Source organism: Microcoleus sp., assembly GCF_041354475.1.
Taxonomy (GTDB): Bacteria; Cyanobacteriota; Cyanobacteriia; order Cyanobacteriales; family Microcoleaceae; genus Microcoleus.
Genome location: NZ_JBGJZU010000028.1, coordinates 52,349 through 65,475, shown reverse-complemented (window position 1 = coordinate 65,475; position 13,127 = coordinate 52,349). Strand labels below are relative to the sequence as shown.

General features: G+C 43.6%; 17 protein-coding genes. 12 read left to right on the top strand and 5 right to left on the bottom strand.

All coding sequences use genetic code 11. The annotated features are described in order from the left end of the window. Positions 1-246 precede the first annotated feature (246 nt). From ACBR23_RS13090 to ACBR23_RS13080, 3 genes are all read left to right on the top strand, one after another. Complete coding sequence (locus ACBR23_RS13090) at positions 247-834, top strand: TIGR04376 family protein (RefSeq protein WP_371119688.1); 588 nt, start codon at positions 247-249, stop codon at positions 832-834. 92 nt (positions 835-926) lie between these two features. Further along, entirely contained in the window at positions 927-1,988 is a 1,062-nt protein-coding gene (mtnA, locus tag ACBR23_RS13085) for an S-methyl-5-thioribose-1-phosphate isomerase (RefSeq protein WP_371119687.1), read from the top strand. A gap of 4 nt (positions 1,989-1,992) precedes the next feature. Next, positions 1,993-2,493, top strand: a complete 501-nt coding sequence (locus ACBR23_RS13080; RefSeq protein ID WP_371119686.1) for a type IV pilin-like G/H family protein — start codon at positions 1,993-1,995, stop codon at positions 2,491-2,493. 77 nt (positions 2,494-2,570) lie between these two features. Here ACBR23_RS13080 and ACBR23_RS13075 read toward each other — a convergent pair whose 3' ends face one another. Next, the gene (locus tag ACBR23_RS13075) at positions 2,571-2,912 is read right to left on the bottom strand and encodes a DUF433 domain-containing protein (protein ID WP_371119685.1); all 342 of its coding nucleotides are present in this window, start codon (positions 2,910-2,912) and stop codon (positions 2,571-2,573) included. A gap of 407 nt (positions 2,913-3,319) precedes the next feature. Here ACBR23_RS13075 and ACBR23_RS13070 point away from each other — a divergent pair, with 407 nt between their 5' ends. Then, positions 3,320-3,934 (top strand): COP23 domain-containing protein, encoded by a 615-nt coding sequence (locus tag ACBR23_RS13070; protein ID WP_371119684.1) that lies wholly within the window; start codon positions 3,320-3,322, stop codon positions 3,932-3,934. 230 nt (positions 3,935-4,164) lie between these two features. Here ACBR23_RS13070 and ACBR23_RS13065 read toward each other — a convergent pair whose 3' ends face one another. Next, entirely contained in the window at positions 4,165-5,067 is a 903-nt protein-coding gene (locus ACBR23_RS13065; RefSeq protein WP_371119683.1) for a serine protease, read from the bottom strand. A 324-nt stretch (positions 5,068-5,391) separates the two neighbouring features. Here ACBR23_RS13065 and ACBR23_RS13060 point away from each other — a divergent pair, with 324 nt between their 5' ends. The 6 genes from ACBR23_RS13060 (at position 5,392) to ACBR23_RS13035 (ending at position 7,261) form a co-directional block, all read left to right on the top strand. Then, a complete protein-coding gene (locus ACBR23_RS13060; protein ID WP_371116854.1) occupies positions 5,392-5,556 on the top strand; it encodes a hypothetical protein in 165 nt (54 codons plus the stop codon). 11 nt (positions 5,557-5,567) lie between these two features. Continuing rightward, positions 5,568-5,894: a DUF433 domain-containing protein gene (locus ACBR23_RS13055; protein ID WP_371119682.1), complete on the top strand. Its 327-nt coding sequence runs from the start codon at positions 5,568-5,570 to the stop codon at positions 5,892-5,894. Positions 5,895-5,951: 57 nt separating this feature from the next. Beyond that, positions 5,952-6,278 carry a DUF433 domain-containing protein gene (locus ACBR23_RS13050; RefSeq protein WP_371116852.1) on the top strand — a complete coding sequence of 109 codons (327 nt, stop codon included), beginning with the start codon at positions 5,952-5,954 and terminating at the stop codon, positions 6,276-6,278. Positions 6,279-6,334: 56 nt separating this feature from the next. Then, positions 6,335-6,682: a DUF433 domain-containing protein gene (locus tag ACBR23_RS13045; protein WP_341730967.1), complete on the top strand. Its 348-nt coding sequence runs from the start codon at positions 6,335-6,337 to the stop codon at positions 6,680-6,682. 3 nt (positions 6,683-6,685) lie between these two features. Beyond that, on the top strand, positions 6,686-7,027 hold the full coding sequence (locus ACBR23_RS13040; RefSeq protein WP_371116851.1) for a DUF5615 family PIN-like protein: 342 nt from the start codon (positions 6,686-6,688) through the stop codon (positions 7,025-7,027). Between the two features lie 93 nt (positions 7,028-7,120). Next, complete coding sequence (locus ACBR23_RS13035) at positions 7,121-7,261, top strand: DUF5615 family PIN-like protein (RefSeq protein ID WP_371119681.1); 141 nt, start codon at positions 7,121-7,123, stop codon at positions 7,259-7,261. A gap of 78 nt (positions 7,262-7,339) precedes the next feature. On the opposite strand, the gene ACBR23_RS13030 is transcribed toward ACBR23_RS13035, so the two are convergent. After that, a complete protein-coding gene (locus ACBR23_RS13030) occupies positions 7,340-7,687 on the bottom strand; it encodes a hypothetical protein (RefSeq protein ID WP_371119680.1) in 348 nt (115 codons plus the stop codon). A gap of 241 nt (positions 7,688-7,928) precedes the next feature. On the opposite strand from ACBR23_RS13030, the gene ACBR23_RS13025 reads away from it, so the two are divergent. Together ACBR23_RS13025 and ACBR23_RS13020 are read left to right on the top strand one after the other, a co-directional pair. Beyond that, complete coding sequence (locus ACBR23_RS13025; protein WP_371119679.1) at positions 7,929-8,858, top strand: cation diffusion facilitator family transporter; 930 nt, start codon at positions 7,929-7,931, stop codon at positions 8,856-8,858. Positions 8,859-9,080: 222 nt separating this feature from the next. Then, entirely contained in the window at positions 9,081-9,767 is a 687-nt protein-coding gene (locus ACBR23_RS13020; RefSeq protein WP_371119678.1) for a hypothetical protein, read from the top strand. A 295-nt stretch (positions 9,768-10,062) separates the two neighbouring features. Here the strand turns inward: ACBR23_RS13020 and guaA are convergent, their stop codons facing one another. Both guaA and cbiD read right to left on the bottom strand, forming a co-directional pair. After that, positions 10,063-11,664 (bottom strand): glutamine-hydrolyzing GMP synthase, encoded by a 1,602-nt coding sequence (guaA, locus tag ACBR23_RS13015; RefSeq protein WP_371119691.1) that lies wholly within the window; start codon positions 11,662-11,664, stop codon positions 10,063-10,065. Positions 11,665-11,840: 176 nt separating this feature from the next. Further along, positions 11,841-12,980 (bottom strand): cobalt-precorrin-5B (C(1))-methyltransferase CbiD, encoded by a 1,140-nt coding sequence (gene cbiD, locus ACBR23_RS13010; RefSeq protein WP_371116843.1) that lies wholly within the window; start codon positions 12,978-12,980, stop codon positions 11,841-11,843. Between the last annotated feature and the right edge of the window lie 147 nt (positions 12,981-13,127).

The following is a 13,127-nucleotide window of genomic DNA, read 5'->3' as shown; positions in this document are numbered from 1 at the left end:
ATAACAAATAACCCTTCGACTTCGCGGTTCCTGAGCGTAGTCGAAGGGCAGGGCACCGCAAATAACAAATAACCCTTCGACTTCGCGGTTCCTGAGCGTAGTCGAAGGGCAGGGCACCGCAAATAACAAATAACCCTTCGACTTCGCGGTTCCTGAGCGTAGTCGAAGGGCAGGGCACCGCAAATAACCAATAACCAATAACCAATAACAACTAACCAATAACTAATAAAATAGGACGAGTAAACAATGGGCTTATTTGACGATGTTAGTAGATTTTTAGAAACAAAATTAGAAGAATTCTTACGCAGCAATCCACATCTGGAATTGCAAGCAATAGAAGAACAACTCAAAGAACAAGAAGAAGACACCCTGCGACTAATTCTCGAAATCCAAAAACAAGAGAAAACCCTGCAAGCAGAAATTCTGTCCACAGCCGAAGAAATTCAACGCTGGAACGATCGCATCAATAAAGCCAAAGCATCTCAAAGGCTCGACCTCGCCCAAGCAGCCCAAGAAAGACAAGCAACTTTACTACGTCAGGGAAATCAGCGCTGGGGTCAAATGCAAGGCTGCAAAGAACGGATTGAAAAAGCCAAAGAACTTTATCGCCAAATTCAGCTACGGCGAAAAGAAGTTCGAGCAAAAGCAGCCGCAGCAGCCACTAGCAATGCTGCGAAAACAGCTAGTAAAACCGAGCAGAGTTGGGATACAAAAGGTTGGAATCAAAGTTCCAATTATAGCAGTTTTAGTGCGGCCGACCCTTTGGAAGACAAGTTTCAACGCTGGGAAGCTGATGAAGAACTCGATCGCATGAAACGCAATATGAATCGATAATTTATAATCAATCTAAAATCTCTCTCTTCTCTTCCTCTGCGCCCTCTGCGCCCTCTGCGGTTCAATTATTCCTAACCACATAATTCAAATCCATGACTACTCAAAACACCCCCGTTTCCCCCGTCACCTGGCTCGAAGACCGAGTTATACTAATTGACCAAAACCGACTCCCCCAGGAATACAGCACAGTCGAAATTAGCCGCAGTGATGACATGGCCGAGGCGATTAAAACTATGATAGTTCGCGGTGCTCCGGCGATCGGGGTAGCAGCAGCTTACGGAATGTATTTGGGTGCGAGGGAAATCGAAACGGGCGATCGCACCGAATTTTTAACTCAACTAGAAAAAGTCGGCGATTTACTGCGATCGACCCGTCCCACTGCGGTGAATTTATTTTGGGCAATATCGCGAATGCTCAAAACAGCCGATCAAACTAGCGGTTCCGTCGAACAAATCCAAAAAACTTTGCTAGAAATGGCTAAAACCATTCAAGCAGAAGATTTGCAAACCTGTAAAGATATCGGCGACAAAGGTTTAGAAGTTCTCCCAGCTACACCCGAAAAATTAACATTACTAACTCACTGCAACGCCGGTGGTTTAGCAACAGCGGGCTACGGTACAGCTTTAGGTGTCATTCGTTCAGCTTGGCGAGAAGGCAGACTCGCCAGAGTTTTTGCCGACGAAACTCGTCCCCGTCTCCAAGGCGCAAAACTGACAACTTGGGAATGCGTACAAGAAGGAATTCCCGTCACATTAATTGCCGACAATATGGCCGCCCACTGCATGAAACAAGGCATGATTCACGCAGTAGTTGTCGGTGCAGATAGGATTGCAGCTAATGGCGATGCTGCTAATAAGATTGGCACTTACAGTTTAGCAATTATCGCCAAAGCTCACAACGTTCCTTTCTTTGTAGCCGCGCCTCTTTCTACCATTGATTTTGAACTTTCTGACGGGAGTCAGATTCCCATTGAAGAACGCGATCCCATTGAAATGTATCAAGTTGGCACTACGCGGATTTGTCCTGTGGGAGTCGAATTTTATAATCCCGCTTTTGATGTAACTCCTGCGGAACTAATCTCAGGAATTATAACAGAATATGGCACTGTTGCTCCTGCACAATTGAAACAGTTTAAGTCCAAACAATTAGTTTAAGACTATGTTACTAAACCGCTTAATTCAACAGGTATCTCTGAAAATAAGCCGGATTTATAGCTACCAAAACTGGCAGATTGGAGCAATTTTAACAACTCTAACTCTGCCCGTTTTTTTCTGTACAGCCTCGGAAGCTCAATCATCAAAAACGGTGAAAGCTAAGGAAGCAGAAGGCAAACAATACGTTATTTCCCTGAATAAAGCTCAGCAAGCTTACTATGCAGAAAATACGGGGTTTACAAGTTCCATTGCCAATTTAGGCTTGGGGATAAAACCTGAAAGTCCCAATTACAAATATTCCATTAGTACGGGAAACAAAGCTGTATTTAATTATGGAGTTTCCCAACAACCAAATCTGAAAAGTTTTGTGGGAGGAGTGTTTTTGATCGGAAATACTACCAAAACAATCCTGTGTCAAACTGCTGCTGCTAGCACGACGAAGCCAGCAACTCCTACTAACAAGAATGGTACTTTAGCCTGCGCTGCTGGAACGGCTAAAATTTAGAGATAAATCACGTCCGATCGATAGCTGCGCCCGATATTGAGGGTCGATATTTTCATCTAACAGGTATTTAACAGTCATTAATGAACTCGCTCCAATTGTTGAGATTTCTGATTTTGCTCTTTAATCTGACGCATTTTCAAGACAAAAGGTGATGGATTGCGATCGTATTCAGCTTCAGCTTTCAGGCAATATTCTAACCAATCTCCTACATATTTCCCTACAGTTTTTTGATTTTCTAGATAGTAGAGAATCGTAGCATAAACTTGAGCCATAGTCACTGTCCGAAATTTTTGAGCTATGGCTTCTGGAGTTTGGCCGCGGTGGATGTATTCGTAGAGAATGTGTTCGATACCGACGCGGGTTCCTTTGATGCGGATATCTTCTGGTGTTAAAAATTCAAAGTAATCTTCTAATTGCATGATTGTTTATCATTTTTACTGTGAGTTTTGAGTGTATGCTGAGTGTAGCACATTGGCTACTTCAACTCCCCGCAGTCCGGCAGGGGTTGAAACCCCTGCCTCAAAGCGAAAGTCCTCTGAAGAGGACTAAAGAAATTATCAGTCATCTTCTCAGTCCTCTTTAGAGGACTTTCGCTATTAGCCAGGGGTTTGAACCCCTGGCGGTTTTCGGGAATACGTTAGTTAGCTGATGTAGAAATTTTCAACTTATTTAGAACTTGCGCGTCGAGACCCAAGAAACCGGGTTTTTTGCAGTTTTTACGGTTTTCAACGAAGTATTGTCGAAAAAACCCCGGTTTCTGACTCCTCGTAAGTCCTATTATGATCGCTCTTGTTGTCTATCAAAATTTTATCGAGGATTCTGTACCGTGAGTAATAGTGGAAAGTTCTTTAACGTCGCAAACCTGACTATCGGTGTACTAGGTTTGGTAGGGACTGCTATCGCTATTAAAATTACTGTTGTTCAAGCTTGGCCAGACCCGATAATCCCTAAAAACGCTCGTTTTTCCTGCCAACAGAGGCCAGATACTCAGCGGGGAGGTGACGTTTGGACTATCATGTATCGTCACGATAAAGGTCAGCAACCTTGGTTGAAAATCGTGACAACTTTTGGTGGTGGTTATACACCCCTAAAACGCTGCGAAGAAATTTCTCAACGCTTGGAAATTTATCGCAAAGATGGTTTAACTAAGTTAGATTATAGAGGTGATTCTAATACGCCGAATCAATATGTAATTTGTGCTAAAACTAAGCAGATCGAAAATTGTTCGCTGTTGGTAACGTTGAAGGCAGGCAGCCAAACCGAGGCTCATAAAGCAGTGCAAGATATGACTGAAAATTTGCTGAATAGTGGTAATGGGGTTTATCAAAATAGCGATGGCAAGTTGGCAACTTCTCAGTTTTCTCCGGCTTCGCCAGAGATTGATTTAACTCCTTTTTTGGCTGAAGAGGATCGGATTGCTGGATCTAATTCTGCTAAGTGATATCAGGTGCTATTCCAAACTTTGTTATTGCTAACGAAGTGAAGCAATCGCAAGCCTCTGCGATTGCTTCGCTTCACTACGTTTCGCTCGCAATGACATACAATAATGAGGTTAATGGACATCAAATTAACCGCAGTACGAGGTATCGGAAACGCACACACCGCATGAATTCGTGTATTTTGTTTTCCTCACCATTTTTAATAAAAAATCGAAGCCTTTATAGGCTTCAATTATTTTTTAAAGTTTTTCTTCATCCACCCCAAACCAAAACCAAACTCCCCCATCTCCAACCTAAAATACTTCACCACCAACACCACACACACATAAATCCCCAAAACCCCCAAAACACCAAAATCCACTAACCACGACCAGAACGCCCAAACAACAGATATTATGATGTCTTTTAACGAATTTGCTTTAGCAATGGGTTCATTTAGCAAATCCGACTTATTTTCCTGTTTTTTATAATCTGCTTTAGGAGTCGGTTGATTTTCCCAAGACTGATTTGCCAGATAAGTTTGAATGGGAATTCCCCTCGGTAATTTATCCTTCGCCTGCCCGTGAACTGCAACCACTTTACCGCTAGTATCTAAAACAGGCGCGCCACTTATCCCAACAGAAACTTGACCTGTATAGTTAATTCCATATCCCTCCGGCAAGACAACATTAACCCTCGATACTGAACCTTCCAAAAATTCCGGCGCTAAATCTTCGTTTTGAAGAACAGGAAAACCAGAAATATAGATTTTATGTCCTACTTTTAGCTCGTTAGAATTACCAAAATTGACACTCGGATAAGGACAATTTTCCCCGGCAGACTTAAACGTCACCACTGCCAAATCGAAATTGGGACTTGTTTGAATACTGTCAGTTGTATGACTTTGTTTGTCCTGATAAGTTTGCAGTTTCAAACTATAGCCTTTAACCACATGACCGGCCGTAAGAACAGTGCAAACTCCCTTTTTTCCCGGTATAATAAACCCCGTACCGTGTCCGCCTTGATTTTCGTAGTAAATCAGCACGAGGCTCTTGTTAACTGTTTCAGCAATTTCTTGAGATGACTTCGGCTGGGAGCAACTTGTTAAGGAGAGTCCGATGAGGGTAAAAATTAGCCAGCAAGAGCGGAATTTCATGAATTTTGCTGATAGTTTTATGGAATAATGGAGTAAATGAATAATTTCTACAACAGTGATGTGTTGTTTTTTAGGTAGGAGATTAATATGAAAGTATACCATTTTTTTGTCATTGTAGCTACGGGTAGGGAGATGGGAGCGATCAAAGGTGAGAAGTGAAGATTTAAAGCCTCTCGATATCTCGCTGGTAGCCAAGTCTAGATCCCCCTAAATCCCCCTTAAGAAGGGGGACTTTGACTGCACTCTTGCCCCCTCTTAAGAAGGGGGACTTTGACTGCACTCTTGTCCCCCCCTTCTTAAGGGGGGCTAGGGGGGATCGAGATTTTGTGGACTCGCTTATGGCCAAGTCTAGCTCCACGTTTAGGTGCTTCCGATGCTATAATTCTAGAATCATTTCCCGATCGCACCGCCACTGACTTGATAAATGCCTTGGCTGATGCCGATGCTTCCCCAGACGAAATTGAACAAACAATTATAAAAAATGATTGAGCTTGTAAACAATGGCACTGAAAGAATTAGAAAAACAACTACTTGCCTTAACTCCCAGTGAAAAAACTCAGGCAATACAGCTATTAGTCCAAAGTTTAAGCAATACTTGGCAAGGAATCGAAAAAACTCCGGGCGTGTGCGGTGGCGATGCTAGAATTGCCAAGACTCGCATACCTGTTTGGTCGATGGTAAATTATCGCCTTCTAGGTGCAAATGATGTGCGAATTTTGCAAGACTTTCCTCATTTGAATGCAGCAGATTTGGCGAATGCTTGGGCTTATGCTGATGCACACCCAGAGGAAATTGAAGCTGCGATCGCTAGAAATGAGGAAGATTAACAACTAGATTTAAGCTAAAATATTAAACATATATTCCCCAAAAAATAGGAATAAACTATGACACTCACCGAATTAAAAATTGATCTAGCATCCTTAAATTCAGCCGACAAAGCAGTGGCTATAGAAATTTTACTTCAAACCTTAAGCACTGGTGCTATAGGCATTAAAAAGACTCCCGGCGTGTGTGGCGGCGATGCCTGTGTTGGCAATACTCGCATACAAGTTTGGGTACTTGTGGGTTATCGCCGTCTCGGATGCAGCGATGCTGAACTTTTTAAGTGCTATCCCCATTTGACTGCGGCTGATTTAGTCAATGCTTGGGCTTATGCTGATGCTTACCCAGAAGAAATTGAACAAGCAATTAAAGAAAATGAGGAAGCCTAAAACCTGGCACGAATTTGCTATAATCTAAATATTATCAGATCCGAACGATCGCACTTATGACTATACAAGAATTAGAAACTCAAGTCTTAACCTTAAATCCGGTTGATAAAGCTAAACTTATCAGCATCCTAACTCAAACTTTAACCAACGGTTCTCTAGGCATCAAAAAAACTCCCGGTGTGTGTGGCGGCGATGCTTGTATCGGCAATACTCGCATACCAGTTTGGTCTTTGGTGTGCGATCGCCGTCTAGGTGCTTCCGATGGTATCATCCTAGAATCATTTCCCGATCTAACCGCCGCTGACTTGGTAAATGCGTGGGCTTATGCTGATGCTTACCCAGAAGAAATTGAACAAACAATTAAAGAAAATGATGAAGTTATGGAAGAAAGCGAGGTTTATTAAAAGTTGGCACGTTTTTACACAGATGAAAACTTCCCGCTAGCAGTGGTGGAATTACTGCGGGCTTTGGGTCACGATGTATTGACAGCGAGGGAAGCAGGAAATGCAAATCTTCAAATTCCTGACGAAGATGTGTTAGCTTTTGCTGCTAGCAATGACCGAACAGTTTTGACACGCAATCGCCGTCATTTCATGCGCCTGCATCTTCAAAACTCTGACCATTCTGGTATTGTTGTTTGCACGGAAGACCCAAATTTTGAAAGGCTGACGACGCGAATTAATGAGGCTATTTCTGCTGAGGAAATATTGACTGGCAAATTGATTCGAGTTAACCGTCCTTCGAGGTAAAGAAAAGCTAACCATATAAAATGATTGAGATCGTAAAAAATGGCAATGAAAGAATTAGAAAAAAAACTCCTTATAAATGAGGAAAATTAATAAATGGTGCGTCTTTATGCAGATGAAAATTTTCCACTGGTAATCGTGGAATTACTGCGAACTTTTGGTCACGATATTTTGACAGTGCAGGAAGCTGGAAATAGTAAGGTGCGTCGCCTTCTACCATCTGCAAGTTTCATCTAACATATAGCAGCGACACACCCGACAAAGAACGCACCTCACTTAAAAAAAACACTATACAAACGATCGAGCTTTAAAGTCTCAACCTACTTGTTCTAGATATTGAGCCAAATCGTCCCGCAGGCGGCTCAGTTCGGCTTCGGTGGTGACGCGCACCCGATCGTCCCGAACCGTAATCAGCACTTTCGCAGCAAAGGGAGTCGGCCAGATATTCGGATTGCAGAACACCTCAAAAAATACCTCCCCTGCATAGCGGTATTCCATCGGCTTCTGGGGAGAGGCTTTGCCGCCCGCAGTTTTGGCTGCTACTGCTTTGAGACTTTCCATCAAAGTGGCGATCGCACTTTGCAAATCCCGCGCAGCTTGGGGGGAAAAGCTAAAGGAGACAGAACCTTCAACTAAATTCAGCGTAAATTGAGAAACAGACATAAGCAATGAAATTTAACAGACAATTGTTAATGATAAAAGATACAGTAACCGAAAAGAAGTACATTCTCGCTAAAATGGGCAGCCTGAATCCAATTAATTAAAAACTATCTCAATAAGCTAGGCCAAATTAATGAGTGTAAATATAACTCTAAGCTAGAGTCTGCAAGACTTTTAACCTTTTGTTACTCGATCGGCTTTAAACTAGAAATTAGAAATTTTGATTTCTGATTCAGGAGACTCTATGCTAGCCGATAACCGTTCCGAAATCCGTAAGGTATTAATCATTACGTTATTGCTAAATATACTGGTGATGGCAATTAAAGCCGTAGTTGGTTGGTTGACAGGTTCTCTTAGTTTGTTAGCAGATGCCTTGCACAGTGTCACAGACAGCGCTAATAATATTTTAGGACTGGTGACTAATCATTATGCCAATCCCCAACCCGATCGCGATCATCCCTACGGACATCAGAAATTTGACGCGATCGGAGCTCTGGGAATTGCTGTTTTTTTGGGAATTGCCTGTTTTGAAATTCTCAGCGGCGCGGTGCAAAGGTTGCTACATGGTGGCAAAATTGTCAAAATATCCCCGAATGAACTATGGATATTGCTGATTGTACTAGGAATCAATATTTTTGTTACTTTTTACGAGCGCAGGGTTGGGAAACGCCTTGGTAGTGCTATTCTAGTGGCGGATGCTCAACATACGATGAGTGATGTTTGGGTAACAATCATGGTAATTGCTGGGTTGATTGGTGTTTGGCAAGGACAGGTTTGGAATATACCTCAATTGCAATCCCTAGATGTATTTTTGTCTTTTCCTGTGGCTTTGTTGGTGTTTCACAGCGGTTGGAAGGTGCTAACAGAAAATCTACCTTGGTTGGTGGATGAAATGGCGATCGCACCGGAAATTATTCACGAGATCGCGATGGATGTACCGGGGGTTGTCAACTGTCACTCGATCGCCTCTCGTGGCGTAGTCGGGCGTCAGGTGTTTATTGATATGCACATGATTGTGGATGCGGCTGATGTAGAAACTGCTCACCGGATTACAGAAGAAGTAGAAGCCCATTTGGAAGAACGTTTCAGTCCTGTACGCATCTTAATTCACGTTGAGCCACCCGCTTATCAGTCGGATCAAATTAGCTATGATTCTGAAAACAGAAGTCATTAGTCATTAGTCATTAGTCAGCGGTGATTCGTCATTAGTTATTAATCCTGTCAGAGGAGGAGGAAGGTATTTTTGCCCATCGCAATTCCTCCAATTTTTGACATGAAATGTAGCCAGCCATGCTAGGATGTGATAAAACTCCAGATGCAGAACAGACTCGATACACAACCATCGAGGCTAAAAAATATCAGAGTCACCCCTGTACAACCAAATCCATTGCCAGTAATGAGTCCTGAGAATACCTTACACGACGTATCAACTGATGTAGATGCCCAATCTACAAGTGCAGCAGACAGCCAGTCTCCTGAACATCATCCTGAATCACTCCAACCAGAACTTCAGGAAGAATCTCAGACAGAATCTGGGCCAGATGCTCAGACAGAATCTCAGACAGAATCTCAGACAGAATCTCAGACAGAATCTCAGACAGAATCTCACGCAGAAATTCAGACAGAATCTCCGACAGATGCTCCTTCAGAAATTCAACCAGAGTCTGGGTCAGAATCTCACTCAGAAATTCAGCCAGAATCTGGATCGGAATCTCCACAAATTCAAGCAGAAAAAGTAAGCAAGCCTACTCCCAAGCCAATCAAGAAATCTGATTTGGCCTATCAGCAAAAAACTCAACAAGATGCTCCTCAAGCAAAAACAGAAGGGGAAAGCAAGCCTACTCCCAAGCCGATCAAAAAAAGTGATTTGCCACCTCCACCTGCTTCAGAACCTCAGCTAGAGGCTGCCACAGAGCAACCAGCACCAGCAGAAATCCCGTCTACTCCAAAAGCGAAGAAAATAATTGGAGGAGTGTCTAAATCGGCATCTCAGAGAAAACCTTCTAGAGATGGAGCCGAAAGTGGCGGTGGCTTCAATATGGCGACTCAAAGACCGCCGAAAGCACCAAAATCTAATTCTTGAAGCAGGACTATCGACTCTTATAATTAAAAGATGCGATCGCTCTCGATCGCACTTTAAAAAAATTACCATCAAAATTTACTCGCAATCAAAGGTTTTAGACAATTCAAGAATTAGACAAACCTTACCCGGTCGATCGAGCTAATTGCATGATTTGTGATTGATAAGGATTGCGCGAAAGAATTACGGCGGTTTCAGCTTTGCCAGAGTTAGCGGAATTGATATCAACCCATGAACACAAATAAACGCAGATAAAATTCCATCTGCGTTTATTTGTATTAAAATAATCTTGTATTTATCACTCCCACTCGATGGTTCCAGGCGGCTTAGAAGTAATGTCGTAAACCACGCGGTTCACCCCTTTCACTTCATTCACAATCCGGTTCGATATTAGTTCTAACAAATCGTAAGGAACTCGCGCCCAATCAGCCGTCATCCCATCTTCACTGGTAATAAACCGCAAAACGATCGGATAAGCATAGGTGCGTTGGTCTCCCATCACACCTACACTACGAATGGGAAGCAAAACTGCAAAAGCTTGCCAAAGTTGGTTGTACAATCCGTGCCGATTAATTTCTTGGCGCACCACTAAGTCAGCATCCCGCAAAATATTTAATCTTTCTGCGGTAACTTCTCCCAGAATCCGAATCGCTAATCCTGGCCCTGGGAAAGGTTGTCGGTTGACGATTTCTTCTGGAAGCCCGATCGACCGGCCGACTTTTCGCACTTCATCCTTGAACAATTTTCGCAGCGGTTCGATCAGCTTAAAGCACAAATCTTTAGGTAGCCCGCCGACGTTGTGATGGCTTTTAATTTTAACAGCAACTCTTTCACCACTTTTGGGATCTACATTAGTGTCAGCAGATTCAATTACATCTGGGTAAAGAGTACCTTGGGCGAGGTAATCGAAGGGTCCAAGACGTTTCGATTCTGCTTCAAATACGCTGATAAATTCGTGACCAATCCGCTTGCGTTTTACTTCCGGATCGGTAACACCTTCAAGCTGAGCTAAAAAGCGTTCGCGAGCATTAACATACTCAACATCAATGTGGAATTGCTCTTTAAATAATTTCACCAACCGTTCCGGTTCATACTTCCGCATAAACCCTTGGTCGATAAACATACAGGTAAGTTTATCGCCGATCGCCCTATGCAGCAAAAAAGCCAAAGTTGAAGAATCAACCCCGCCGGATAGAGCCAATAATACTCGTTTGTCTCCGACTCTGGCTCTAATTTCACGAATCGATTCCTCGACAAAAGTAGCTGTCGTCCAAGTCGGTTCGCACTCGCAAATATGATAAACAAAATTACGAATTAAAGCCTGTCCACCGATGGAATGAACTACTTCTGGATGAAACTGAACTCCGTACAAATTTTTGTCGTGATTAGCAATTGCCGCACAGGAAGTATTTTCCGTGTGAGCTAGAATCGCAAAACCTTCTGGCAATTGGGTACAAGAATCTCCATGGCTCATCCACATGGTGCTACCATCTTCGACATTAGTCAACAAATCCGTAGGGTCGTCAATGGATAGGGATGCCTTGCCATATTCGGCTAACTTAGCGCGATCGACTACCCCTCCGAGTTGCTTGACCATCAACTGCATCCCGTAGCAAACACCCAACACGGGTATTCCTAAATGCCAAATTTCCGGGTCACATTGGGGAGCTCTTTCGTCATATACAGAACTCGGCCCACCTGAAAGAATAATTCCTTTAGGAGCGATCGCTGCTAACTGTTGGGCAGTAGTGCGGTAAGAAATAACTTCTGAATATACTTGAGTTTCGCGAATGCGGCGAGCAATCAGTTCGGAATATTGCGAACCGAAGTCGAGAATCACGATCTTCTGGCGATCGATCTGCCCTAGAGAAGAGTTGCTTAGGGCGGATTCAGTTTCTATTTGAGTAGTCACGGTTAGTGGGTAATTGCTAATTGCTAATGGGTAGAACCTAGAACCGAGATTATTCGTCTGAAATAAACCTAGGTAATTAAGGTCTAGGGAGTTGGAATTAAGACTTAATTAAGTATTATCCCCGATCGATCTTGGAGCAAGAGTTACGGGATATTCACACCACATTAACAAATTTGTGTCAAAAATGTATCTCCTAGTTCACTTTTAACAATAATTTTGCGATCGCGCCCGAACATCACTGAGCCCACGGGCACACGCTGCCCGCTGTGAGTAAACACGCAATCCGATGAGCGCAAGTCTATCTGTTGAGCGATGTCGCCGTAAATGCGATCGACCCAATTGCTGTGATTCTCCGCATCAAAAACCCGCAGTTGCTCCAGAGCATCTTCTGCCGTAGCAGCCTCAAAAATCGAGGAACACACATCAGCCGGCATTCCGGCCCGCGCACAAAAAGCTGTCAGAATTTCGCGCCGCCCATCGGCGAGGTGGTGATGAGTGTGAAAAATCCCCGCCGCCAATTTCATTAACTTTCCGTGATAGCCAAACAGCAGAATCGATTTCACACCCTGACATCCAGCCTCTGCTAGTAAAGGGCCTAGCCAATTAGCAGTTTTGACCAGCCGCTGCGGATCGATGCCCAGTTGTCGAGCCAAATCCAAGCCATTTTCGCCGATGCAAAACACCAAACAATCAAATAGCTGGGCTTTTTGTTGTAGTTGTTCGCGGTAAATTTCCAACTGTCCGGGGGCGCTCAAGGGTTGAGAAATGCCCGTTGTACCCAGCAGCGACAGTCCTTCTACCACACCGAAAGCTTCGTTGGAAGTACGGGTTGCCAGTTGGCGACCTGATGGCAGAATCAAGGTGACAGTAATTTTTTCTCCGGTTTGGAGTTCTCGGCTGAGATTCACACGCAACAGCCGCTGGGCATAATCGTAGATTGCCGCTCCTCCACCGGTTTTGTGATGTCCAATTCCCTCGCCCCCAACAATCAGTATTTGTTCTTGTGCTTCCTCAATTTCTCCCTCGGACACTCTCCGTAATTCCACCATTGCCCAAACTGGGGTATGGCGAGTCAGATCTAGGTTGTCACCAGGGTCAGAGCGAGTCACAGCTAAAGCTGTGTCAGTTTTTATTACAGATACTTGTTCGATGGGTACTGATGCGGTTATTATGGGTTCTAGTAAATCTACTGAGACGCTATCTACAGATTGAATACCTCTACGCAAACAGCGCAGGGCGGCTAGTGCGGCAGCACAGGCAAATACTGGGAGTGTGTACCCGGAACGAGGTTGAGTTTTTGTCATGATGGATTGTTGATATCTGTAAATTTACTGATGAGAAGCATCACAGAGCAGGAGTGACACCGCTCAAATATTTAAGCCTAGTTAGTTATCGAGTTGGCTGTCAATAGCAGTTAGCGTCATTTTTATCAATCGTTTTTTTGTTTACGA